The 25,135-nt window shown below is 35.3% G+C and carries 22 protein-coding genes; 8 read left to right on the top strand and 14 right to left on the bottom strand.

The window, feature by feature from the left end:
* Both BLP44_RS06415 and BLP44_RS06410 read left to right on the top strand, forming a co-directional pair.
* The coding region (locus BLP44_RS06415; RefSeq protein ID WP_170830219.1) for a T9SS type A sorting domain-containing protein at positions 1–3,459 on the top strand (3,459 nt) is incomplete at its 5' end.
* A 216-nt stretch (positions 3,460–3,675) separates the two neighbouring features.
* Positions 3,676–4,194, top strand: a complete 519-nt coding sequence (locus BLP44_RS06410; protein ID WP_091130687.1) for a hypothetical protein — start codon at positions 3,676–3,678, stop codon at positions 4,192–4,194.
* 72 nt (positions 4,195–4,266) lie between these two features.
* Here BLP44_RS06410 and BLP44_RS06405 read toward each other — a convergent pair whose 3' ends face one another.
* A complete protein-coding gene (locus BLP44_RS06405; RefSeq protein ID WP_066032329.1) occupies positions 4,267–5,238 on the bottom strand; it encodes a TerC family protein in 972 nt (323 codons plus the stop codon).
* A gap of 231 nt (positions 5,239–5,469) precedes the next feature.
* Positions 5,470–6,486, bottom strand: a complete 1,017-nt coding sequence (locus BLP44_RS06400) for a glutamine synthetase beta-grasp domain-containing protein (protein WP_008462434.1) — start codon at positions 6,484–6,486, stop codon at positions 5,470–5,472.
* 430 nt (positions 6,487–6,916) lie between these two features.
* On the opposite strand from BLP44_RS06400, the gene BLP44_RS06395 reads away from it, so the two are divergent.
* The 3 genes from BLP44_RS06395 to BLP44_RS06385 all read left to right on the top strand — a co-directional run bounded on the left by BLP44_RS06395 (position 6,917) and on the right by BLP44_RS06385 (position 10,975).
* The gene (locus BLP44_RS06395) at positions 6,917–9,106 is read left to right on the top strand and encodes a glutamine synthetase III family protein (protein ID WP_008462435.1); all 2,190 of its coding nucleotides are present in this window, start codon (positions 6,917–6,919) and stop codon (positions 9,104–9,106) included.
* 213 nt (positions 9,107–9,319) lie between these two features.
* The gene (locus BLP44_RS06390) at positions 9,320–10,498 is read left to right on the top strand and encodes an AIR synthase related protein (RefSeq protein WP_091130686.1); all 1,179 of its coding nucleotides are present in this window, start codon (positions 9,320–9,322) and stop codon (positions 10,496–10,498) included.
* Positions 10,499–10,618: 120 nt separating this feature from the next.
* Complete coding sequence (locus BLP44_RS06385; protein WP_091130685.1) at positions 10,619–10,975, top strand: hypothetical protein; 357 nt, start codon at positions 10,619–10,621, stop codon at positions 10,973–10,975.
* Positions 10,976–10,998: 23 nt separating this feature from the next.
* On the opposite strand, the gene BLP44_RS06380 is transcribed toward BLP44_RS06385, so the two are convergent.
* Positions 10,999–11,622: a M949_RS01915 family surface polysaccharide biosynthesis protein gene (locus BLP44_RS06380; protein WP_008462440.1), complete on the bottom strand. Its 624-nt coding sequence runs from the start codon at positions 11,620–11,622 to the stop codon at positions 10,999–11,001.
* A gap of 140 nt (positions 11,623–11,762) precedes the next feature.
* On the opposite strand from BLP44_RS06380, the gene BLP44_RS06375 reads away from it, so the two are divergent.
* The 3 genes from BLP44_RS06375 (at position 11,763) to BLP44_RS06365 (ending at position 15,004) form a co-directional block, all read left to right on the top strand.
* Positions 11,763–14,105 (top strand): GH92 family glycosyl hydrolase, encoded by a 2,343-nt coding sequence (locus BLP44_RS06375; protein ID WP_091130684.1) that lies wholly within the window; start codon positions 11,763–11,765, stop codon positions 14,103–14,105.
* Positions 14,106–14,111: 6 nt separating this feature from the next.
* Positions 14,112–14,480, top strand: coding sequence for a hypothetical protein (locus BLP44_RS06370; protein WP_008462442.1), 369 nt, complete (start codon positions 14,112–14,114; stop codon positions 14,478–14,480).
* Between the two features lie 80 nt (positions 14,481–14,560).
* A complete protein-coding gene (locus tag BLP44_RS06365) occupies positions 14,561–15,004 on the top strand; it encodes a hypothetical protein (protein ID WP_066032324.1) in 444 nt (147 codons plus the stop codon).
* A 164-nt stretch (positions 15,005–15,168) separates the two neighbouring features.
* Here BLP44_RS06365 and BLP44_RS06360 read toward each other — a convergent pair whose 3' ends face one another.
* The 11 genes from BLP44_RS06360 to BLP44_RS06310 form a co-directional block, all read right to left on the bottom strand.
* Positions 15,169–17,025, bottom strand: a complete 1,857-nt coding sequence (locus BLP44_RS06360) for a M61 family metallopeptidase (protein ID WP_091130683.1) — start codon at positions 17,023–17,025, stop codon at positions 15,169–15,171.
* Between the two features lie 109 nt (positions 17,026–17,134).
* A complete protein-coding gene (locus BLP44_RS06355) occupies positions 17,135–17,413 on the bottom strand; it encodes a DUF2805 domain-containing protein (RefSeq protein ID WP_008462445.1) in 279 nt (92 codons plus the stop codon).
* Between the two features lie 121 nt (positions 17,414–17,534).
* The gene (locus BLP44_RS06350; RefSeq protein WP_091130682.1) at positions 17,535–18,362 is read right to left on the bottom strand and encodes a sterol desaturase family protein; all 828 of its coding nucleotides are present in this window, start codon (positions 18,360–18,362) and stop codon (positions 17,535–17,537) included.
* 124 nt (positions 18,363–18,486) lie between these two features.
* Entirely contained in the window at positions 18,487–18,726 is a 240-nt protein-coding gene (locus tag BLP44_RS06345; protein WP_008462447.1) for a GlsB/YeaQ/YmgE family stress response membrane protein, read from the bottom strand.
* A gap of 38 nt (positions 18,727–18,764) precedes the next feature.
* Positions 18,765–19,472, bottom strand: coding sequence for an aquaporin Z (gene aqpZ / locus BLP44_RS06340; protein ID WP_091130681.1), 708 nt, complete (start codon positions 19,470–19,472; stop codon positions 18,765–18,767).
* Positions 19,473–19,497: 25 nt separating this feature from the next.
* Complete coding sequence (locus tag BLP44_RS06335) at positions 19,498–19,854, bottom strand: DoxX family protein (RefSeq protein ID WP_066032319.1); 357 nt, start codon at positions 19,852–19,854, stop codon at positions 19,498–19,500.
* Between the two features lie 87 nt (positions 19,855–19,941).
* Complete coding sequence (locus BLP44_RS06330) at positions 19,942–20,841, bottom strand: EamA family transporter (protein ID WP_008462450.1); 900 nt, start codon at positions 20,839–20,841, stop codon at positions 19,942–19,944.
* Between the two features lie 221 nt (positions 20,842–21,062).
* The gene (locus BLP44_RS06325) at positions 21,063–22,187 is read right to left on the bottom strand and encodes a peptidylprolyl isomerase (protein ID WP_091130680.1); all 1,125 of its coding nucleotides are present in this window, start codon (positions 22,185–22,187) and stop codon (positions 21,063–21,065) included.
* Positions 22,188–22,216: 29 nt separating this feature from the next.
* The gene (locus tag BLP44_RS06320; protein WP_091130679.1) at positions 22,217–23,293 is read right to left on the bottom strand and encodes a peptidylprolyl isomerase; all 1,077 of its coding nucleotides are present in this window, start codon (positions 23,291–23,293) and stop codon (positions 22,217–22,219) included.
* Between the two features lie 15 nt (positions 23,294–23,308).
* Positions 23,309–23,965: a gliding motility-associated peptidyl-prolyl isomerase GldI gene (gldI, locus tag BLP44_RS06315; RefSeq protein WP_066032316.1), complete on the bottom strand. Its 657-nt coding sequence runs from the start codon at positions 23,963–23,965 to the stop codon at positions 23,309–23,311.
* An 8-nt stretch (positions 23,966–23,973) separates the two neighbouring features.
* Positions 23,974–24,978: a DHH family phosphoesterase gene (locus tag BLP44_RS06310; RefSeq protein WP_008462454.1), complete on the bottom strand. Its 1,005-nt coding sequence runs from the start codon at positions 24,976–24,978 to the stop codon at positions 23,974–23,976.
* Positions 24,979–25,135: the final 157 nt, after the last annotated feature.

Genomic DNA, 25,135 nt, shown 5'->3' with positions numbered 1-25,135 from the left:
ATCCAAGGCAGTCCCGTAGCGCCGAAACTTTGCGACGGCGGAACAGTGACAGTTACCTATAAAGTGACCGATAAATGCTATGAGACAACCATCAGCCGAGACTTCACCATTATTGCTCCTTCAGCAGTGGTTCCTGTATCTCCAGATCCGTTTAGCGCTTCTGCTTGTGCGTATGCCGATCAGGCAGCATTGGACGCAGCTTTCGAGACCTTCAAAGCAGGCTTTAGCGTAAGTGGCGGCTGTGATGCGAAAGGTGAATTTGTGGGCAGTCCAATAGTACCAAACTTATGTCAGGGCGGAACTACAAGTGTAAGCTACATGATTACTGATAAATGCTACACTACAACCATCAGTCGAGACTTTACGATTACGGCTCCTGCGACGGTGAGCACAGAAGCTCCGACCGCAGTCAGCGCTTCAGCCTGCGCGTATGCAGACCAGGCCGCACTGGATGCCGCATTCGAGGCCTTCAAATCAGGCTTTAAAGTGAGCGGCGGCTGCGATGCGAAAGGGGAAATCCAAGGCAGTCCGACAGCTCCGAAACTATGCGACGGAGGAACAGTGACAGTTACCTATAAAGTGAGCGACAAATGCTATGAAGAAACGATCAGCAGAGACTTCACGATTACCGCTCCTTCAGCAGTGGTTCCTGTATCGCCAGATCCGTTTAGCGCTTCCGCTTGCGCGTATGCCGATCAGGCAGCATTGGATGTAGCTTTCGAGATATTCAAACAAGGCTTTAGCGTAAGCGGCGGCTGTGATGCGAATGGGGAGATCCAAGGCAGTCCGACAGCTCCGAAACTATGCGACGGAGGAACAGTGACAGTTACCTATAAAGTGAGCGACAAATGCTATGAAGAAACCATCAGCAGAGACTTCACCATTACCGCTCCTTCAGCAGTGGTTCCTTTATCTCCAGATCCGTTTAGCGCTTCCGCTTGCGCGTATGCCGATCAGGCAGCATTGGACGCAGCTTTCGAGATATTCAAACAAGGCTTTAGCGTAAGCGGCGGCTGCGATGCTAAAGGTGAATTTATTGGTAATCCGACAGCGCCAAACTTATGTCAGGGCGGAACTACAAGTGTAAGCTACATGATTACTGATAAATGCTACACTACTACAATCAGCCGAGACTTCACCATTACCGCTCCTTCACCAGTGGTTCCTTTATCTCCAGATCCGTTTAGCGCTTCCGCTTGCGCGTATGCCGATCAGGCAGCATTGGACGCAGCTTTCGAGACTTTCAAAGCGGGCTTTAGCGTAAGCGGAGGATGTGATGCGAAAGGGGAAATCCAAGGCAGTCCCGTAGCGCCGAAACTATGCGACGGAGGAACAGTGACAGTTACCTATAAAGTGAGCGACAAATGCTATGAAGAAACCATCAGCAGAGACTTCACGATTACCGCTCCTTCAGCAGTGGTTCCTGTAACGCCAGATCCGTTTAGCGCTTCCGCATGCACGTATGCCGATCAGACTGCATTGGACGCAGCTTTCGAAACCTTCAAATCAGGCTTTAGCGTAAGCGGCGGCTGCGATGCGAAAGAGGAAATCCAAGGCAGTCCCGTAGCGCCGAATTTATGCGATGGCGGAACAGTGACAGTTACCTATAAAGTGACTGATAAATGCTATGAGACAACCATCAGCCGAGACTTCACGATTACAGCTCCTTCAGCAGTGGTTCCTGTATCGCCAGATCCGTTTAGCGCTTCCGCTTGCGCTTATGCTGACCAAGCTGCTATAAATGCTGCCTTTGAAATCTTCAAACAAGGCTTTAGCGTAAGTGGTGGTTGTGATGCCAAAGGTTCATTTGTAGGTAATCCGACAGCGCCAAACTTATGTCAGGGCGGAACTACCAGTGTAAGTTATATGATTACTGATAAATGTTATACAACTACAATCACTAGAGACTTTACCATTACCGTTCCTGCAGCTGTAACACCAGAGGCTCCTGCTGCAGTAAGCGCTTCTGCTTGTATCTACGCTGATCAGGCTGCATTGGATGCTGCTTTTGAAACCTTCAAAGCAGGCTTTAAAGTAAGCGGCGGTTGTGATGCGAAAGGAGCTATTCAAGGCAGTCCGGTTGCACCAAAATTATGTGAGGGTGGAACAACAACAGTTAGCTATAAAGTAACTGATAAATGTTATGAAACTACAATCAGCCGAGACTTTACTATTACTAAAGTAAACTTGCTTAATGTTTTAAGTCCTCCAAATAAAACAGTTGTTTGCGGTGAGGATCCAGATGGTGCATTTGCAGCTTGGATTGCCGGATTTAAATTTACGGGAGGATGTGCTGGAAATGTTCAGGCTACAGATTTATCTCAATTTGTGAAACCTCAGATTGGAACAGCATTAGTTATTGAATACGTTGTTTCTAACAATTGTGAAACGATTAAAAAAGTATCTACATTTTTGATCACTCCGTGTACAACACCAATTTGTACTTATACTCAAGGAGCTTACGGAAATGTTGGAGGTATTGCCTGTGTAGGAGGACAATCTTACACAACCAAAGCTCTTATTGCGAAAGCATTAAGTGCTTATCCAGGAGGAACAATGACAATTGGTTTAGTTGGAAAATCTGTTTTGGTATCTAATAATCAAGCTGATATTAATGGTGTAATAGCAGTTTTGCCAGGAGGAGGTGCAAGTAAAAAATTGGCAAATGGAGATCCTCATATAAGCGCATTACCTGCATCATATCTTAAAAAAGGAAAACTTGATAATACCTTATTGGCTCAAACCATTACGTTAGGACTTAATTTAGGTATTGATAGTGAATTGAGTAAATTTAAATTGCAGGCAGGTATATTGGCAGTTGCTCAACCTGAGGGCGGTTGTGGATCTAAAACTCCAAAAGTACGTTCTTGTAATCCTGACGGAACAGTAAGTAATGAATACAAATATTACACTATTCCGAATAATGTCGTTAGTAAACTAGGAGGAGATAAAACAGTTGGTGATTTGTTTAACTTGGCTAATCAAGCATTAGGTGGAGGAAACACTTATGGAGTTTCTCTTTCTGATATTGCAAGCTTAGTAGATTTGATAAATAATGCATTTGACGAATGTAGAATCGCAATAGGATACAATATTCAGCCACTTGCTTGTGTCGCTACTCAAGAGTCAATAGTTACTCAGGCACCTACTACTCAGGAAACAGCTGTAGTGCAGAGTAGCGCAAAAGAAAGTAAAAAACCTGGTTTTGATGCTTATCCTGTTCCATTCAAAAACTACATTACGATTCGTTATAACTTTGATTATGCTACCAATGTAAAAATTGAATTGTTTGATCTATCAGGAAAACTGTTATCTTCAAAAACAGATACAGATTCTTATTTTGGAAAAGAATATAACTTTAATATTGATTTCTACGTAGGTAAATTCCAAGTTTACATTTTACAAATTACAACTAACAAAGGCAGTAGTACTAAAAAAATTATTTCTGCAGGTAATTAAATAATTTATAAATCTTATTTAAAGCATCCGTTAAAAGCGGATGCTTTTTTTTGAAAATTATTTTTTTGTTTATCCTTTAATTACGAGTGTTTTACAAGTAAGATGATTCAGCAAATGTGGATGAGGTTTAAAAAAGTTAGAGGAAAATCATGTTTTTCTTTTTTTTGGTTTAATTTTTGGAATACCTTTATAGTATAATCCTTAAAAAAAATAATTATGAAAAAGATACTTACCTTATTTGCAGTTATCGGTTTAATTGCATTTTCTAGCTGTGAAGGACCAGAAGGGCCTCCAGGAAGAGATGGTTTAACTGGAGAAGCATTTGAAATTTTAAATGCAAATTTTTCATATAATGCTAATGACGGTTATTTTATTTCTGGAACTTTTCAAAGTAAAGTTGGAGGTGATTTGTTTGACGATGAAACAGTTTTAGTTTATCGATTAAAAGGGACAATAAATCCTCAAACTCCAATTTGGCAATTAATTCCAACCACGCTTTACTTTAATAATGGAGATGAAATAACATACGATTACGATTTTAGTAAAAAAGATTTTCAAATTTATGTAGGAGCAAATTATGATCTTGCAGAAACTCCTAGTTATATAAATAACCAATCTTTTCGAATTGTTGTAATTCCTTCTGCTTTAGCTTCGACAGTTAATAAAAATAGTCTTAATGATGTAATGAAAGCTGCTAAGTTAAGTGAGAGTCAGGTGCAACAAATTAAGCTGTGATGGTTTTTGATATATTCATAAAAAAAGGAAATCTTAAGATTTCCTTTTTTTATGAATATATTTTTATAGCTATTATTCTTCGCTTGACGAATCATTTAAAACTTTTTCTGGTCCGAACTTAAGAGAAACCAAAATTCCTACTAGAAGAGATAAAGCAATAAATCCTAATGAAGCCCATTCTGGTACGTGGAAGAAATCGTGCAAAAGCATTTTTAATCCAACAAAAGCTAATATTGCTACCAAACTGTATTCTAAATAACTGAATTTTGCCAGCATATTTGCTAAGAAGAAATACATAGAACGTAGTCCTAGAATAGCAAAAATATTGGAACTGAATACTAAAAACGGATCTTTGGTTATAGCAAGAATTGCGGGAACGCTGTCAACAGCAAATAAAACGTCCATAACTTCAATAACAATTAGGGCTACGAATAATGGAGTAGCAGCTTTTTTTGCTGTTTTGGTTGAAATGAAAAATCTTTCTCCATCCATTTCAGATGTAATAGGCATAACTTTGCCTAATGTCTTGTAAACGAATGAGTCTTTTGGGTGAAAATCTTCTTCTTCTCCAGAAAAAAGCATTTTTATCGCAGTAAATATTAAGAAAACTCCAAATACATAAGTTGTCCAAGCAAATTTATTGATCAGCATTACTCCGAAGAAAATCATCAATCCGCGGAAAACAATAGCCCCTAAGATTCCCCAGAACAAAACACGGTGCTGGTATTTTTGCGGAATTTTGAATGAAGCAAAAATAATGGCAATAACAAAAATGTTATCGACACTTAGCGAAAGTTCAATTAAGTAACCCGTTATAAACTTCATCGAAGCGACTGATGGTTTTAAATCATCTGGGTTTGCGATATAATCTGTAGTGTACAGCCAATAAATTACCCCTGAAAACAGGAAGGATAAGGTAACCCAAACTAAGGTCCATTTGCTGGCTTCTTTTGTGCTAATAATATGTGGTGTTTTGTTGAAGACCCCTAAGTCTAAAGCAAGAATAAAAACTACAGCAAGTAAAAAGAGTGACCAGACTATCATAATGATTTTTTTTAAATGATTTACAAAGATAAGTTTTGAAGTTTAACTTAAAAATTAAATTTATCAGAAACTTGCTTTTAAAATTATAAGTTATAAGTTATGAGTTATGAGTTATGAGTGAACTTTGTCAAAGTTTGAAACTTTGACAAAGTTGAACTTGTTAAGATTTTTTCAAAAAAAAAGTGCCAGCAAATAAATGTGGCACTTTTAGAATATAATGTAAGCTTTGAATTATAGCGCTGAGTTAACAGTTTTGATAATTCTAGCAGCGATTTTGTAAGGGTCTCCGTTTGAAGCTGGTCTTCTGTCTTCCAACCAACCTTTCCATCCTCTTTGAACAGTCATTAAAGGAATTCTGATTGAACATCCTCTGTCTGAAACTCCATAAGAGAAATCGTTGATAGAAGCAGTTTCGTGTTTACCAGTTAAACGTTGCTCGTTGTAAGCTCCGTAAACCGCGATGTGCTCTTTTGTAACAGGACGGAAAGCCTCGCAGATTTTCTCGTAAACTTCTTGAGAACCGCATGTTCTAAGAACTGTGTTAGAGAAGTTAGCGTGCATACCAGAACCGTTCCAGTCTGTATCTCCTAGAGGTTTTGGGTGATATTCGATATAGTAACCATATTTCTCAGTTAAACGGTCTAATAGGTAACGAGCAACCCAGATTTCGTCTCCAGCTTTTTTAGCTCCTTTAGCGAATAATTGGAACTCCCATTGTCCGCAAGCAACCTCTTGGTTGATTCCTTCAAAGTTGATTCCAGCAGCAATACATAAATCAGCGTGCTCTTCAACTAATTTTCTACCGTGTGTGTTTTTTCCACCTACTGAACAGTAGTACATCCCTTGTGGAGCAGGGTATCCTCCAACTGGGAAACCAAGTGGAAGTTGAGTTTTAGTATCCATAATGAAATACTCTTGTTCGAATCCAAACCAAAAATCATCATTATCATCATCAATTGTAGCTCTACCGTTAGAAGGGTGTGGTGTTCCGTCAGCATACATAACTTCGCACATTACTAACCATCCGTTGATACGAGTTGGATCTGGATAGATTGCAACTGGAACTAATAAACAGTCAGAAGATCCACCTTCAGCTTGTCTTGTTGATGAACCATCAAATGACCAATTTCCAAGTTCTTCTAATGTTCCTTTGAAGTTTTCATGTTCTTCAACTTTAGTTTTACTTCTAAGATTTTGAGTTGGTTCATATCCGTCTAACCAAATGTACTCTAACTTAATTTTAGCCATAATAATATAAATTAATTTTTTTGTTTTTTTTCGTTGGGTCAAATATAGATTTATTTTTTTAGTCCCAAAAATTAGGGGGCTATTTTGTTTTGTGAAGTATAATTTTTTGGATAAGCGCAATTTTGATAGGGGTATATTTTAAAAAAAGCAATTTTATGAACCTTAAAAAAATAAATTCGTAATAATTAAGGCTCATTTTTGAATTTATGAGTTAAGAAATTATGAAAAAATGTTTATTTAATCAATAATACCGTACAGTTTTGTTATATTTCTGCGATTTGAATTCATTATTCTTCATAAAAAGCGTCTTCTGTTGAAAAATCGTTGACTAAATTTCTATTGTTTATATTTAAAATAGGCTCATTTATTGTTTATATTTGTCTCTTATTTTTTTAATGAAAATTATTACGAATTTAAAATATACATAACCATGTCAACATTACGTTTTCAAGCTTTACAGCAAGCTTCTAACAGAAAGCCGGTGCATTTTGAAGAAATTGGCCGAAAATCAAATCTTTTCGGTTCAAATGTGTTTAATGAAAAAGCAATGAAGCAATATTTAACTTCAGATGCTTTTAGAGGAGTAAGAGATGCCATCCAGCATGGAACAAAAATAGATAGAAAGCTGGCTGATTATATTGCCATGGGAATGAAAGAATGGGCTCTTTCTAAGGGAGTGACTCATTATACGCACTGGTTTCAGCCATTGACAGGAACTACGGCAGAAAAACATGATGCTTTTTTTGAAACTTCTTATGACGGAAGCGAATCTGTAGAAAAATTTGGAGGCGCGCAATTGGTACAGCAAGAACCAGATGCCTCTAGTTTCCCGAACGGCGGAATTAGAAATACGTTTGAAGCAAGAGGTTATACAGCATGGGATCCAACTTCTCCAGCTTTTATATATGGTACAACTTTATGTATCCCAACAGTATTTATTGCGTACACTGGCGAGGCTTTAGATAATAAAATTCCTTTATTAAGAGCATTATCTGCAATTGATGAGGCAGCGACTGAAGTTTGTAAATACTTTGACAAAAACGTAAAAAAGGTAACAGCAACTTTAGGATGGGAGCAGGAATATTTCTTGATCGATAAAGCTTTGGCAAATTCTCGCCCAGACTTAATGATGACAGGGAGAACATTATTAGGACACACGTCTGCAAAAGGACAGCAGTTAGATGATCATTATTTCGGATCTATCCCAACTCGCGCTCTTACCTATATGAGAGATTTGGAGCAGGAATGTATGTTATTGGGTATTCCTGTAAAAACGCGTCATAATGAGGTAGCGCCAAATCAGTTTGAGTTGGCTCCGATTTTTGAGGAAACGAATTTAGCAGTTGACCATAACTCTTTATTAATGGATGTAATGCAGAGAGTGGCAGAGCGTCATGACTTTAAAGTATTATTTCACGAAAAACCATTTAAAGGAGTTAACGGTTCCGGGAAACACAACAACTGGTCATTGGCTACCGATACAGGAGTTAATTTATTGAGTCCGAGTAAAACCCCAATGAGTAATTTACAGTTCCTGACTTTCTTTATTAATACAATAAAAGCAGTAAACGATAACGAAACTTTGCTTAGAGCTTCTATTGCAACAGCAAGTAACGATCACAGATTAGGAGCAAACGAAGCGCCGCCAGCGATTATGTCTGTATTTATTGGTGCTCAATTGACAAAAGTTTTATCTGAATTAGAAAGCGTAACAACAGGAAAACTTTCGCCAGAAGAAAAAACAGATTTGAAATTGAATGTTGTTGGTAAAATTCCAGACGTATTATTAGACAATACAGATCGTAACAGAACTTCGCCTTTTGCTTTTACAGGAAATAAATTTGAGTTTAGAGCAGTCGGTTCAAATTCAAACTGTTCAAATGCAATGACAACTTTGAATGCGATTGTAGCAAAACAATTATTTGACTTTAAAAATGAAGTAGAGAATTTGATTGAAAATAAAGACATGAAAAAAGACGATGCAATCTTTAATGTCTTAAGAGAATACATCAAACAATCTAAAAAGATTCTTTTTGAAGGCGACGGTTATAGCGAAGCTTGGGAAAAAGAAGCGGCAAAAAGAGGTTTAAGCAATTTTAAAACTACTCCAGAAGCGATTAAGGCTAAAGTTTCTAAACAAGCATTGGATTTGTTTGAGCAATTAGGAATTTTTAATCATGTTGAAGCTGAAGCGCGTTATGAAATCGAACTGGAAGAATACACTAAAAAAATCCAAATTGAAGGACGTGTTTTAGGAGATATTGCTAGAAATCATGTTATCCCGACTGCAATTCGTTACCAAAATACTTTAATTGACAACGTTAAAGGACTAAAAGAAATTTTCGGAAAAGATTTTGAAGCATTAGCCAAAGAGCAGATTGTTTTAATTAAAGAAATTTCAGGTCATATTGAAGGAATCAATTCTAAAGTATTGGCAATGACTAACGAAAGAAAAAAAGCAAATCAATTGACAGATGCGCAAAAAATGGCAGAAGCGTATTGCAATAATGTGAAGCCTTATTTTGAAGATATTCGTAATCACTGCGATAAATTAGAGCTGCTAGTAGATGACGAAAGCTGGACATTGACTAAATACAGAGAATTGTTATTCACGAAATAATAATTTTGGAATATAGTTTTGCCACGAATTATACGAATTCACGCAAATTAATTTTTTCAAAAATCTTCAGATGAAGATGATTTTATAGAAAGATAAAAGTTTGTGAAAATTTGTGTAATTCGTGGCAATTTTTTTTAGAATCAAATAATCGAATAAGTAAAAGAATTAAAAAAAGGGATTATCTTTGCAGCACATCAACACAAACTAATTTTCATGAGTTCAGATTCTAGCAAAAGATATGCACAAAGAGGTGTTTCGGCATCAAAAGAAGACGTACATAACGCTATAAAAAATATTGACAAAGGTTTATTTCCGCAAGCATTTTGTAAAATTGTTCCTGATTATCTAACACAGGATGATGAGCATTGCCTTATTATGCACGCTGACGGAGCAGGTACAAAGTCATCTTTGGCTTATATGTATTGGAAAGAAACTGGAGATCTTTCGGTTTGGAAAGGAATCGCTCAAGATGCCTTAATCATGAATATTGATGATTTACTATGTGTTGGTGCAACAGATAATATTCTGCTTTCTTCTACTATTGGAAGAAATAAAAATTTAATTCCTGCCGAAGTTATTTCTGCCATCATCAACGGAACAGAAGAATTAATCAACGAATTAAAATCATTCGGAGTTACCATTCATTCAACGGGAGGGGAAACTGCTGATGTTGGCGATGTCGTTCGAACTATTATTGTAGATTCTACTGTAACAGCAAGAATGAAACGCTCTGATGTTGTAGATAATGCAAACATTCAAGCTGGAGATGTAATTGTTGGTTTAGCTTCTTTTGGTCAAGCAACTTACGAAAAAAGCTATAACGGCGGAATGGGAAGTAATGGATTAACTTCAGCGCGTCACGACGTTTTCGGCAAATATTTAGCAAAAAAATATCCTGAAAGTTACGATGCAGCAGTTCCAGAAGAATTAATTTATTCAGGACAAGTAAATTTGACTGATGAGGTAGAAAACAGTCCGATAAATGCAGGTCAGTTAGTGCTTTCGCCAACCAGAACTTACGCGCCAATTATCAAAAAGATTTTAGATAAATACACACCAAAAGATATTCACGGAATGGTGCATTGCAGCGGTGGTGCACAAACTAAAATTTTACATTTCGTAAAAGATTTGCACATTATAAAAGATAATTTATTTCCAGTGCCGCCATTGTTCAAATTAATTCAAGAACAATCAAAAACAGATTGGAAGGAAATGTATCAAGTATTCAACTGCGGTCACAGAATGGAGCTTTATGTTCCGGAAAATATCGCACAAGATATTATTGAAATTTCGAAATCATTCAATGTAGACGCACAAATCGTAGGTAGAGTAGAAGTTTCGGATTCTAAAAAACTTACTATTACTAGCGAATACGGAACATTCAATTATTAATTTTTAAGTTGCAAAGGTTCAAAGGTTCAGAGTTGCAAAGATTTTGAAACTTTTAAAAATAATTATTAAATTTAGAGATGCATAATTGTGCATCTCTATCTTTTTTTAAAACATTATATTATGTACGAATTACTTTTTTGGAGATATCTAGACGAAATTTACCTGAATAATCAGGAAGTTTATGAAGCGCTTGTTGAAAAACAAGAAGTTGAAGGTCTGGCTGAACTTCAAGTTGAAGTAATCGTGAATAGAATCAATTCTGTTTTTTCTGAATGGGAAAGAGTGGATGAAAATAGCTGGAAGAATCCTAAAGGGAAAGGTGCATTTCAAGTAATTACCACTCCGCAAAGTGTAAAAATTGACTGCTACGGAACAGAAGGAAAAACCATGAATAAATTAGTAGATATCATGGAAGAATTCAAATGCCCGCTTTACGATCCGCAAGTTCCAGAACGTTATGATGAAATGAGCGAATAGCAATTATCAATTATCAATTAAATCTACCCGTTTTTTAAAAGCACATTCTGTTCTTTTCTCATTTTTTCAGTCAATTGATTGATATACGTTTTTATTTTCTGCGGAAGCGTATTCCAACTTTGATCCTTTTCAAAACTTCTGCAATTATCGAAATCGCATTCAACTGCGCGAATAACATATTTTTTGTTCTTATAAACCGTAATAATTTTTACGCGCCTTATATAGCCATCTTCGTTGCGAGTTCCATACACAATAACAGGTTCAATATAACCGTCGCCATCAATATCTTTTGTGCTGCAATATTTTGTCCAGAACCAAATATTTTTTTCTTTTGGGAGAGTATCTTCAAGTAAGTCGTTAATTCTCCATTTTTCCAAAAAACCGCCATGATCATTTATGACACAAATTGCCTGTATTTTGGTGTTTAGAGTATCTTTCTTAGAAATTGTTTTCTGGTTTTCGCCCAAAACCAATTCATAAACACCACCTTTATCACTAAACTCAAACGCTCTGTAGATCGGAAAATCGGTTAGATTTTCGAGTTCTCGTTGCGCAATTTCCTGTTTCGTTAATCTATGGCTTTCAATTTTTTGAGAAAAAATAAATGAAGAAGAAAAAGAAAGTAAAATTAAAATATATTTTTTCATGTTTAGATTCGGCTTTTAGTAGACCAAAGATATTTAAACCTTTTGAGTCCTGCTAAATTTATGTTTTTTAAAAATAGATTTTGTTGTACTTTTCTGCATGAATTGAAAACACAAAGATTTCAGAAAATAAAAAATCTAAAATGATCAAAACTAACTTTAAAAATTGCTTTTTCGGACTATCAATTTTACTGTTCGCTTTTTCAAATACTATAAATGGGCAGAAGAAAGTAACTGAAAAAAGAAACCTTATTCAGTATGTTGATCCGATGATTGGAACAGCCAAAATGGGACATACTTATCCAGGAGCAACAGTTCCTTTTGGGAGCGTACAATTGAGCCCAGAAACGGACACTATTGCTTATAGTTTAAACGGAAAATATAACGGCGAAGTCTATAAATACTGTGCTGGTTATCAGTACGAAGATAAAACGATTGTAGGTTTCAGCCATACCCATTTCAGTGGAACAGGACATTCAGATTTAGGCGATTTCTTGATTATGCCAACAACAGGAAAACTACAATTAAATCCAGGTGTGGCATCAAAACCATTATCGGGTTATAGATCGGCATTTTCGCATTCGACAGAAAAAGCTGAACCAGCTTACTACAGCGTTTTTCTGGAAGATCATAAAATAAAGGCAGAACTTACGGCAACAACTCGTGTCGGAATGCATCAGTATACTTTTCCGAAATCTGATGAGGCACATATCATTCTCGATTTGACTTCAGGAATTTATAATTATGATAAAAAGAATGTTTGGACATTTGTTCGTGTAGAAAACGATACTCTGATAACAGGATACCGTCAGACAAACGGCTGGGCAAGAACCAGAACAGTTTATTTTGCGATGTCATTTAATAAACCCATTAAGAGTTACGGACAAGCGGCTCAGGAAAAAAGCGTTTACAGAGGTTTCTGGGGAAGATTTGATCAAACGAAAAATTTTCCAGAAATGGCAGGACAAAACCTAAAATTGTTTTTTGATTTTGATACGAATGAAGGAGAAAAAATCAAAATCAAAATGGCATTGTCGCCTGTGAGTTCTGCCGGAGCACTTGAAAACATGAAAAAAGAAACACCTGATTGGGATTTCGAAAAAGTGAAAAAGCAAAGTCAGGAAGTTTGGAACAAAGAATTGAATAAAGTTCAGGTTGAAACCATTCAAAAGGAAGATTTGGTAAATTTTTATACTGCAATGTATCATGCATTTTTAGGTCCAACGGAATACATGGATTTAAACGGAAATTATAAGGGTCTGGATATGAATGTTCATAAAGCCGAAAACTTTACCAATTATACCAGTTATTCGCTTTGGGATACGTATCGTGCTTTGCATCCATTATTTAATATTGTGCAGCCAAAAAGAAACGGAGATATGGTAAGTTCGATGCTGGCACATTCGGATCAAAGCGTTCATAAAATGCTTCCAATCTGGTCACATTATGCTAACGAAAATTGGTGTATGATTGGATATCATTCTGTTTCGGTTGTGGCAGATGCAATTGTAAAAAGCAACATCAGTTTTGATGCCGAAAAAGCGCTTCAAGCTTGTGTTAATACTGCAAAAGTGCCGTATTATGATGGTTTAGAATTTTATATGAATAAAGGCTATGTTCCAGAAGATAAAAATGGCGCTTCGGTTTCTAAAACTTTAGAATATGCTTATGATGACTGGGCAATTGCGCAAGCTGCGAAGAAATTGGGAAAGACAGCTATTTATAATGAATTCATCAATAGATCTAAAAATTATAAAAATGTCTATGATGAAAAAACAGGTTTTATGCGTCCGAAATTGAATGACGGAACCTTTAAGAAAGAATTTGATCCATTAGATACCCACGGACAAGGTTTTATTGAAGGAAATTCGTGGAATTACAGCTTATATGTTCCGCAAGATCCTGCCAATATGATTCAATTGATGGGAGGAAATGAGAAATTTAAAGTTCGTTTAGACTCATTATTCAATATGCATCTTCCAGACAAATATTTTGAAAATACTGAAGATATCACAAGAGACGGGATTATTGGAAATTATGTTCATGGAAATGAGCCTTCGCATCATGTTGTGTACTTGTACAACTGGACAGATTCTCCGTGGAAAGCTCAAGATAAAATTAGAATGATTTTGAAAAAAATGTACCGAAATGGCGCTGATGGTTTAGGCGGAAATGATGATTTCGGACAAATGAGTGCTTGGTATATTTTCAGCAGTTTAGGATTTTATCCAGTTGCTCCGGGTTCTGATGAATACGCATTGGGAAGTCCGTTGCTTAAAAGTGCTATTTTAAATTTAGAAAATGGAAAGACATTTGAAGTTGAAACCGTAAATCAATCTGATAAAAATGTTTTTGTTTCAAAAGTACTTTTAAACGGAAAAGAACTTTCGAAACCTTTCTTGAAACATGAAGATGTTATAAATGGAGGGAAAATTACATTTTATATGAGCAGTAAACCGAATAAAAAGAATTTTGTTGGTAAATAATTTCAAATGGAAAAGGAAATTATAATTGAAAATGTTGGTGTTTGGATGGATGGGGGAACTGTCACATTAAAAATGAAAAAAGATAATTCAATTTTTTATGAAATTGATTTTGTGCAAAAAGTCATTTTAGAAAAAAGTAAAAGACAAATTGAAAATAGTTTAGTTCCCGGGAGTCTTTTGCTAAACAGAAAGGAGGTTGAGATACGATCATCATTAGAAAAGGAAATACTTTCAGAAATTAAAGTTGCTAAATTCGGAACAAACATATCTCAAAGTGAAACGGATGCATTGAATCGTATAATTTTAGAAGCTATAAAATTTGTTGAATCAGAAGATTATATAACAGTTGCTAGAAAAGTTGGCCGTATTAAATAATTAATTTTTAATAAAAACAGAAATGTATCCAATTTTATAAAAACTTCACGAAATTTGCACTTCAAATAAAGACAATCAATATGAAGATCAATTTAAAATCAGGAATAGATAAACTGCTTTTCGGAATGAAGCAGAATGACGTAACAGCTGCTTTAGGAAAACCTGATAAAAACTATAAAGACGAAGATGATAACGTAATTTTTGTTTACAATGCTCATAAAATGAGATTAACTTTTTATCAGGAAGAAGATCTTAAATTGGGATATATTGTAGCTTCAAGTAATGACTTAGAAGTTTTCGGATTCAAATTAATCGGAAGAAAAATTGCTGATGTAAAGAAAGATTTCGCTGCAAAAGGAATCAATAAATACAATCAAGAGACTTTTGATACTTTTGAAAACTATTTCAACGAAGACAATTGGTTTATCCTTCAAACTGAATTTGATGAAGTAGTGAAGTTTGAAATTGGAGCGATCATCAACAACAAAGATGAGTTTGATTGGAAATTTCCTGTGAAGAAATAGGTATAATATTGTCATCCTCACGAAGGAAGGATCACACAAGAAACTCCACAAAGTATATTTGATAATCTTTGACGATTAGCAAGTGCGATCCTTCGTTCCTCAGGATGACAAAGCATAAAAAAACCGACAATCACTTGTCGGTTTTTTTATGCTTTAAAAGGAAATTAACCTTTTAACCATGCATTTTTAAGTTTCTCCTTTGAAGCATCAGTTGCTTTAAAAGTTTCAGCTTCTTCAAAAGGTAGTTTTACAGTTCCTTTAATGGTTTCTTCTTTTCCGCCACGTTTTACTTTCAAGGTAATTGGGTCATTATCTTTCCAGTTTTCGCTTTCAGTAACCAAATCATAAATGTTATCCAAATTGTATGATTTATTATTTACAGCTAAGATTTTATCACCACCTTTTAAATTCAGATTTTTATAGAAATCAACAGATTCTGAATCTGGGCGAACAGCAATTTCTTTTGTTGCTTTATCAACCGTAATGTATGGAGTTTGCCCTTTAATAAACGGATTTCCAGATTTTTTCTCCATTGCTTTTGTAACACCAACTTTAGCTAAGTAAAAATCGTAAGGAATTGGAGTAGTTCCAGCCACATATTTGTTTAAAAAGTCTCCAACTTCAGGATAAGTCAATGAAGTGATTTTAGCAAATAATTCATCGTCATTGAACGGTTTTTCAACACCATATTCATCAGATAATTTATGCATTAAATCAAGAATTCCTCTTTCTCCATTGCTTTTTTCTCTAATGATAATATCGATGCACATTCCAATTAAAGCTCCTTTTTGGTACACATTTAAGTATTGGTCTTTATAAGGCTGTTCTAATACATTTTTACTCATTACAGTAAAAGACATTGTATCATCTAATTGTTTAGATTGTGCAATTTTGTCGGCAATACGAGTATAGAATTCAGATTCGTCAATCAAACCTTGGTTGATTTGGAAAAGATTAGCAAAATATTCTGTTACACCTTCATACATCCATAAATGTTCAGACATTTTTGGTGCATTGTAATCAAAATACTGAATTTCTTTTGAGTGAATAGTTAATGGAGTTACAATGTGGAAGAACTCATGAGAAACCACATCTTTCATAGATTCTACCAATTTTTCTTTTGGCATAGATTCTGGCAAAACTACCGTTGTAGCAGTTGGATGTTCCAAAGCTCCAAAACCGTGAGCATCATCTTTTGCCATACTTGATAAGTACAATAACACAGTATATTTTTTAGTAGAATTTACTTTTCCTAAAAAGTTTTTCTGCGCGGTCATCATCGTTTTCATCTCTGGAGTAATGCTTTCAGCAGTATATTTTCCAGTAGGAGAGTATACGGCAATTAAGATGTCCATTCCGTTTACATTAAAAGTAGTGTAATCAGGTTTAGAATACATAATTGGGTTTTCTACCAAAATTGCATAACGAGAAGTCGTGAACACATCAGAAGTATTGCTTGCATCCTGATCGGTCATAGAAGTTGCTCCCCAAAGTGTTTCAGGATGAGTGATAGTAACTTTGTACGGAACATCTAATTTATCTTTAAAATACCCCACAAATCCATGAGTATTAACCATGAAATTTTTTCCGGCATCGATGTTTGTTCCTGCAGGAGAGAAAACATCATCGTTTCCAAATCCAGTTCCTTTTTCAGTATCGAAAGTATCGTTTACTAAATAAGTAATTCTTTTTAGTGTTTTTGCGTTTGAAATAGACCAAGAATTATCGTCTAATCTTTTTACTGTAAGAGGATTGCCTTTAGCATCAAATGCTCTGAAATCTTCAGAATACTTTCCGTAATTATCTGTTGAATAGGTTCCAGGGACGGTTTTCGGAATACTGTAAACAATTTCATCCGTTTTAATGGCTGGTGGTGTGACTGTTACTAAGACTTTATCGTCTTTAACATCCGTTAAATTGATATTAACTTCAACTATATTGCTTTTTGCGGCTCCTGTGCTCCCTGTTTTACAGCTCCAAAAAGTGACCGCTAGAGCTAAGGTGTAAAGTATTTTTTTCATTTGTATATGTTTAGTTAATTGTATTTGTCACAAAAAGCATTAAAAAGTTACTAAAAAATCACAATAAATTTAATAATAAAAAAAACTCCTGAAAAACAGGAGCTCTATGTTAGTCTAATTTATTCTTAATATAATATTTTCCGTCCAAATCTTCATCAAAATCATCTATTTTAACTGGTTTTGGTTTTGGCTTGTTCGCAATTGCCTTCTTTTTCCACATCTCAAATTTTTCAAGAGGCATTTTCTTTTTCATGATGTCCAGGACTTCTTTTTCTGCCAATCCAAATTCTTTTTTTATAATTTCAAATGGATTTCTTTCTTCTAAAGCTAACGAAACAAGTCTTTCGGTTTGTTCCGGAGTTAATTCTTTGCGGCTACTCTTTTTCATCTCGTGAAAATTAATTCAAAATAGGGTGTTAATTATTAATAGATTGATTTTCAATTCTTGTATCAATATTAAAAAAAAAAATAATAAGTTGGTTCAGGAAAGTGCACTTTTTTTAGAGAATTTAGCTGTTTTTAAAGGATCTTGATTTTTGAAATGGAATTTTTAACAAATTCTTCAACTCATTATTTTCCTCAGGAAGCATATGAGTATCTACACCGTATACAAGCTGATCTTTGGGCAAATAGGTGAAAGTTCCAAAAAGTCTGTCCCAGACAGAAAAAATATTTCCGTAATTGCTATCCGTGTAAGGCAGCACATAATGATGGTGAACTTTATGCATATTTGGAGAAACGATAAAATAACTTAAGAAAACATCTAATTTTTCTGGAAGCGAAATATTGGCGTGATTAAATTGTGAAGCAATAACAGATAATGACTGATAGAGGAAGACCATCCACATTGGTGTTCCAACAATTAAAACGCCTAAAGTGGTAAAAACAAAACGGACTACGCTTTCTCCCGGATGATGTCTATTTGCTGTTGTAGTGTCGATCCAAGTGTCGGTATGGTGAACTAAATGAAACTGCCATAAAATTTTTACCTTGTGTTCTACCAAATGAGCTAAATAAGCCCCAATTAAATCCAAAAGCAATAACCCAATTATGGTATAAAGCAAAATAGGCATTTGCGGAAGCCATTGCAGAATTCCAAAATTATTTTCGATTGTCCATGCCGCGGTTTTTATTAAAATAAACGCAAGAATAAAGTTGACTACAATGGTGGTGAAGGTAAAAAAGAAATTTATTCCAGCATGAGGCCATTTTTTATATTGCATTTTAAACAAAGGGAAACTGTTTTCAATAAGCCAGAAAATCGTAATACCACCTACCAGAATAAGGCTTCTATGCGACGATGGAATCGTACTGAAGTAAGAAATGATTTCGTTCATAATACATACATATTTGAGTTGAAATAAAATTTTCTTGTTGATTTTATCCAAAAAAAGAGAAAATCAAATATAAATATATCAGATTTTCTCTTTCGATTTCAATTATGTACCAACTAATTGGTTATTATTTTTTGATGAGGCTGATTATAAATAATAAAACCCAAGCACCACCTACGGCAATCAGAATTTGCCACAGAAGACCTCCGCCTCCTATACCAAGTTTTCCGGCGATCCATCCTCCGATAAATCCGCCTATGATTCCAACAACGATGTTGCCAAGTAATCCAAAACCAGAACCTTTCCAGATTTGACCGGCTAGCCATCCAGAAATGGCTCCTATAAGTAAGAAATATAAAAATTCCATATTTTATTTTTTTTGATGATATGTCGACTTCTTCTCTTTTATGCTTCGGCATGATTTTGAAGCAGTGTTTTATAAAGGAAACCAGCCCCTAATGCACCAAGAATAGGGGCGACCCAAAACAGCCAAACCTGAGATAATGGCTCTCCACCAACAAAAATAGCTTGAGATAATGATCTTGCAGGATTTACAGAAGTATTTGTAATTGGAATACTGATTAAGTGTATTAAAGTCAGAGCCAAACCAATTGCGATTCCTGCAAATCTGCCGTTTGCAAATTTATCGGTTGCTCCTAAAATTACTAATAAGAAGAATAAAGTAAGTACAAATTCTGCAATAAAAGCAGACTGTAACGAATAACCATCAGGAGAAAAAGCTCCAAAACCATTAGATGCAAAGGCACCAGCTTTTGTGTTGTCTATTGCAAAACCAGCCTTTCCAGAAGCTATTGTGTATAAAGTTCCGGCAGCAGCAGCAGCTCCAACACATTGTGCAATAATGTACGGAATAAGATCTTTACCAGAAAATCTTCCGCCTGCCCACAAACCAAAAGAAACCGCTGGATTAAAATGACCGCCAGAAATATGACCAACAGCGTATGCCATGGTAAGTACCGTTAAACCAAAAGCTAAAGCAACACCCGCAAATCCGATTCCTAAATCTGGAATTCCAGCAGCAAAAATTGCGCTTCCGCATCCGCCAAAAACAAGCCAATAAGTCCCAAAAAACTCTGCAAATAATTTTTTCATAATAAAATAATTTAATGGTTAATGTTTAGAATGTATATTGGTAAGCCCAATAAATTAAAACAATTTGTAAGGGCAAACGTACAAATAAAATCCATCTTGGTAAACCAAAACCTGCTTTTTTATTTTGAAACATGTACAAATTAGCAGGAAATACAGCAATTAATAGCATTATAATTCCCCAGGCGGCAAAATGTGATGAAAAAGGCAGGAGCAGAAAGATGCCTAAAATGATTTCGGCGGCACCACTTAAAATATTTATTAATTTGGGGTTTTTAAATGCAGGCGGAATGATTTTTATGTACATTCCAGGATTTCTAAAATGATTTAGTCCAGCAAGAATATATAAGGAAGCCATTAAATATAAATGCCAAGGTAAAATCATGATATTTAATTGTTTATCACGAAATTATAAAAAAATTAACAATTATTGCATTACAGAACTGTTTTTTTTAATAATGCTTATTTGGAGTTATCTTTTAGGCTTGAAATTTACATTCATAATAATAATGGCTAGAATGATCAATACAATTCCAACCCATTGAGAAAAGATTACTTTTTCGTTTAATAAAACATAGGCCATCATTACAGAAACTGGCAGTTCAAGCGCAGAAACTATGCTTCCTAATCCAATTCCCGTTAAAGGAAATCCAGCAGTCATTAAAAGCGGTGGAATTATAGTGCCAAACAATGATAAAACAATTCCCCATTTTAAGAAGATTTCTAGATTGAATGCAGTTACCTGAGTTGCAAAAGCGAATGAAAAAACAATAATAGCACCGCCTAGAAGCATATAAAGACTTCTTTGCGCTGAAGAAATTTCGGTTGCGACACGATTGGCAGTAAACATTGTTGTAGTGAAAGAAGCTGCGGCCAGCATTCCCCAAACTAAACCTCTCCAGTCTAATTTGATATCATTATTGATAATATTGGTTGCTAAAACAGTTCCGAAAAGCACAATACATACAGCAATTACTTTTTGTTTTGAAGGCAATTTTTTTTCTAAAATCATTTCAAGTAAAACTCCCATCCAAACGGTTTGCATTAATAAAACGATTCCAATAGAAACAGGAATATATTTGACAGCCAAATAGTAAAATAAACTTGTCATTCCTAATGAAGTTCCTGCGAGCATTAAGTTGAAAATGTTTTTAGGAGATGCTTTTACGGCTGTATTTTTGTTTTTAATGCGCTGAAAAAGATTGATTATAAGAATACCTAGAATTCCGTAAATAAATTGTGAGGTTGTGACTTCTGCAGTTGTGTATCCTTCAGAATAAGCCATTTTTACAAATGTGGCCAACATTCCGTAAGTGGTTGCTCCCAAAGCAACAAGAAAAACACCTTTTAATACATTATTTTGCGACGTCATAAATTATCTGTTTTAAAAAATTAAGCCGGCAAAGGTAAGCTATTTTGTTTAGGATTCTATCGTACTATGTTGAAAATGGTAATTAAATGGCAACAAAAATGGGTTTTAAAGTCTTGAATTAAGAATTCTTTAAAAAACTAAAATGGCGAAAATAGAAAAGCCATCAAAAATAATTCTGATGGCTTTTTATATTTATGAAGAACAAATCTTCTCTTTTCTAATTAATTAGGCTGATTTTGATATGTTTCAATTTCAAAAATCAAAGTTGCATTTGGAGGAATTACACCGCCAGCGCCTTTTTCTCCATACGCTAAATTTGAAGGCAAGAAGAAAGTCGCTTTTTCTCCGTCTGTCATCATATCAAGCGCTTCAATAAAACCAGGAATCATACCGTCTTTTTTACCAACTGTAAAAGGAAAAGCTTTGTAACCGCCTTGAGCATCTCTGTTTGCATCATATTTTCCGTGTGTTTTTGCTACTTGAGCCATGCTGCTGTCAAATAAGTTTCCGTCTTCAAAATATCCAGCGTAGTGAAAGTAGATTGTAGAACCTTCAGCACCTTTAACGCCAGTACCTTTTTGAGTTACTACATATTTTAAACCTGTTGAAGTGGCAGTTGCTTTTGCTTTCAAGTCTTTAAAATAAGCTGCTTTAGCCGTTATTACTTTTTTTGCTTCTTCTTTTTTAGCGGCTTCTTTTTTAACATCATCACTTAAAACTTTCAAAGCATCAAATTTCTTTGCTGCTGCACCTTTGCGTGTAATAACGATTTTTGTCATTACATCGTCCTGAACAATTTTATTTACAACGTCCATTCCAGAAACCACATGTCCAAAAATAGTATGTTTTCCGTTCAGCCAAGGTGTATCTTTATGTGTAATGAAAAATTGGCTTCCGTTTGTTGCAGGACCAGAATTTGCCATCGCTAGCACACCGCCTTTTTCAAATTTTAAATCGTCTACAAATTCATCTTTAAAAGAATATCCTGGACCTCCAGTGCCATTTCCTTCAGGATCACCACCTTGAATCATGAAATCGTTAATAACTCTGTGAAATTTTAATCCGTTATAAAATGGTTTTCCTTTAAGAGATGCTTTGACATTAGGATTTGTTCCTTCTGCTAAAGTAATGAAGTTTGCTACTGTAACAGGAGCTTTTACATATTCTAAAGAAAGCACAATGTCTCCTTTTGTAGTAGAAATTGTTGCAAAAATTCCATCGCCTGGATTTGCCGCAGCAGTTGCTGCTGTTGCAGGTTTAGCTGCTGGCTTTGCAGCAGGTTTTTTAGTTTGAGCCTGAATATTTACTATTGCTAAGCAAAATAAAAACAGAAATTTAAATTTCATTGCTTTTTAATTTTAAGTCTATAATTCGGTTATTTTTTGTCTGAAATTTGAATTTCGAAAATAATATTAGCATTTGGCGGTATTACACCTCCAGCACCGGTTGCTCCATAAGCCAAGTGAGACGGAATGAAAAGAACTGCTTTGTCTCCAAAAGATAATTGTTCAACCCCTTCAATAAAACCAGGAATTAAACCGTCTTTTTTTCCAGCTTGAAATTGAATTGGCTGGTAGCCGCCTTGTGCTGCTCTAGCTGGATCAAATTTTCCGAATTGTTTTGCCACTTCTTCAATGCTAGTGTCAAACAAAGTTCCGTTTTCAAGGAAACCTGCATAGCTAATGTAGATTTGGCTTCCTGCAGCAGGTTTTTTGCCATTTCCTTTTTCTGTAATTACATATTCTAAACCGCTCGTCGTTTTAGTTGCTTTTGCTTTTAAAGTAGCATAAGAATCTACTTTTTCTTTTTGAACTCCAGCATATTTCTGCTGTTCTTTCGCAATGTCAGCAAAATAATCATGGAATACTTTTACAGCATCAAATTTTTTAGCAGCTTCACCATTTCTGATGATCGTAACAGAAACAATATTGTCACCTTGAACCACTTTGTTGACCACTTCCTGATCTTTTGCGCTTACCACATGACCAAAAATAGTATGAAGGTTATCTAACCAAGGAGTCTCTACGTGAGTGATGAAAAATTGGCTGCTGTTTGTGCCAGGTCCGTTATTGGCCATTGCCAAAACTCCGGCTTTGTCAAATTTTAAATCTGAGAATTCGTCTTTAAATTTATATCCAGTATCACCAGAACCAGTTCCTAACGGGTCACCAGTTTGAATCATGAAACTTTCGATTACTCTATGAAATTTTAGACCATCAAAGAAAGGTTTCTTTTTTAACTGTTCGTGTGTTACGAACTCGTTTTTGCCTTCAGCTAAAGTCACAAAGTTGGCTACAGTGATAGGTGCTTTTTTGTAATCAAGTTCCACAATGATGTGACCTTTGTTTGTCTCGATATCGGCATATAAACCATCTGGCAGATTACTGTGATCGTCCTTACAAGAATAAAATGAGCTTACGGCTATTAGTAATAATAAAATACTCTTTTTCATTTTAAGATATTGTGTTTATTGAGTTAATGTGTCTTTATTGGCTTGCGCTGCAGGTTTTGCAACTGGAGGTTTTGGTGTTGCGGTTTGAGGCGATTGTGTAGCTGGTTTTGCCGTTTGTGCCGCTGGATCTGGAACAAAATTTCTAAGCGTAACCGTAACGATTAAAGATTCGTTTGGACCAATTTTTTTGTTGTCTCCGTGATATCCGTATGCCATATGCGATGGAAATAAAAACGTAACCGTTTCATTTTTATGCATTCTTTTAATTCCGTCCCGTAAACCCATCATAATATCTTGTTTGTCTACATAATAGGTTTGCGGGCCAAGATCAGATTCAGAGTAAATACTATTGCCTTTTATATCTTTTATTTCCATGTTGAAGTAAGCAATATCACCTTTTCTTGGCGCTGCAGTTTCTGCTGTATTTTTTTCTTCGTAGCAAAACCAGTACCCTTTTGGCGTGGCATAATATTTTACTTTTGGATTGTTTTGGATTATTTTTTTTATAACGCTTTCTTCGTTTGCGACTAACTTTTTATTTCGGTCGGCCGATTTCTTCATGAATGTTCCCGAAGCTCTAGAAATAGGTCTTCTGGCTTCTTCATGATGCTTGCAGCTGCTTAAGAAAACAGTAAAAAGCAAAGTGTAAATGCTAAGTTTTAGGTAATTCATGATTTGGGTTATAATTTTAGTTTTTTGACTAAATCTTCAAATTTATTTACTGTTTCTTCCATAGAAGCCTCAGATCTTCCGCCTGCTGCATTGACATGTCCGCCTCCATTAAAATGGTCTCTTGCAAATTGGTTCACATCAAATCCGCCTTGAGAACGGAAAGAAATTTTTATGATTTTTTCTTCTCTGTTTTCAATAAATATGGCTGTAAAAACAATTCCGCGAATGCTTAATCCGTAATTTACGATTCCTTCAGTATCACCTTTTACATAGTTAAACGAATCAAGTTCTTCTTGTGTAAGTGTCATGTAAGACGTTTTATGTTCTTCAAAAATTTTCATGTTTTGAAGTGCACGACCCAATAACTGCAAACGGCTAAAAGAACTATTATCGTATAGTAAAACCGGAATTTGAGTGTTTTCGACTCCTAAATCGATCAATTCGGCAATAATTCTATGCGTGTTTCCAGTGGTTCCTGGAAAACGGAAAGAGCCTGAATCAGTCAAAATTCCTGTATAGATGCAAGTGGCAATGGTTTTATCAATATCTTCTTTTTTGTTTAAGAAGGCAATGAAATTATAAACCATCTCACAAGTAGATCCGTAAGAAGTGTCTGAGTACATATAAGCCGCATAATCATGAGGTTTTTCATGATGATCGATCATGATAAATGGAGCTGTAAGTTTTGCTAGAGTATGCTCCATTTCCCCTGTACGATGAAAAGCATTAAAATCTAGCGTAAAAATAAGCTCGGCTTCTTCTAATATTTTAATACAGTTTTGAGTGTCTTTTTCATAGATTTTTACTGTTTCTGAACCTGGAAGCCAAGCTAAAAAATCAGGAAAATCATTTGGAGAAATAACGGTTGGCTGATGATTATTTTTGAGTAAAAAATGGTACAAAGCTAGAGTAGAACCCATGGCATCACCATCTGGTCCTCTGTGCGGAATTATTGCGATTTTCTTTGGTGCAGCAAGCAATAATTGAATCGCTTGAATATCTTGTATTTTCATAGTGTGCGAATTTACATTTTTTTAATGTAATGCTGAAAATAATTTTAGTGGCAGTGTTAAGTGGTCAGTCTCAGTCTCAGTTTTCAGTCTTCTTGTTTAGGCCCAGTTTGCAGCATACTATTGGCGTAAACAACGACTGCGACTGAAAACTGTGACT

The organism is Flavobacterium anhuiense, assembly GCF_900101855.1.
Taxonomy (GTDB): domain Bacteria; phylum Bacteroidota; class Bacteroidia; order Flavobacteriales; family Flavobacteriaceae; genus Flavobacterium; species Flavobacterium anhuiense.
This window is presented reverse-complemented; position numbering and strand designations above follow the sequence as displayed.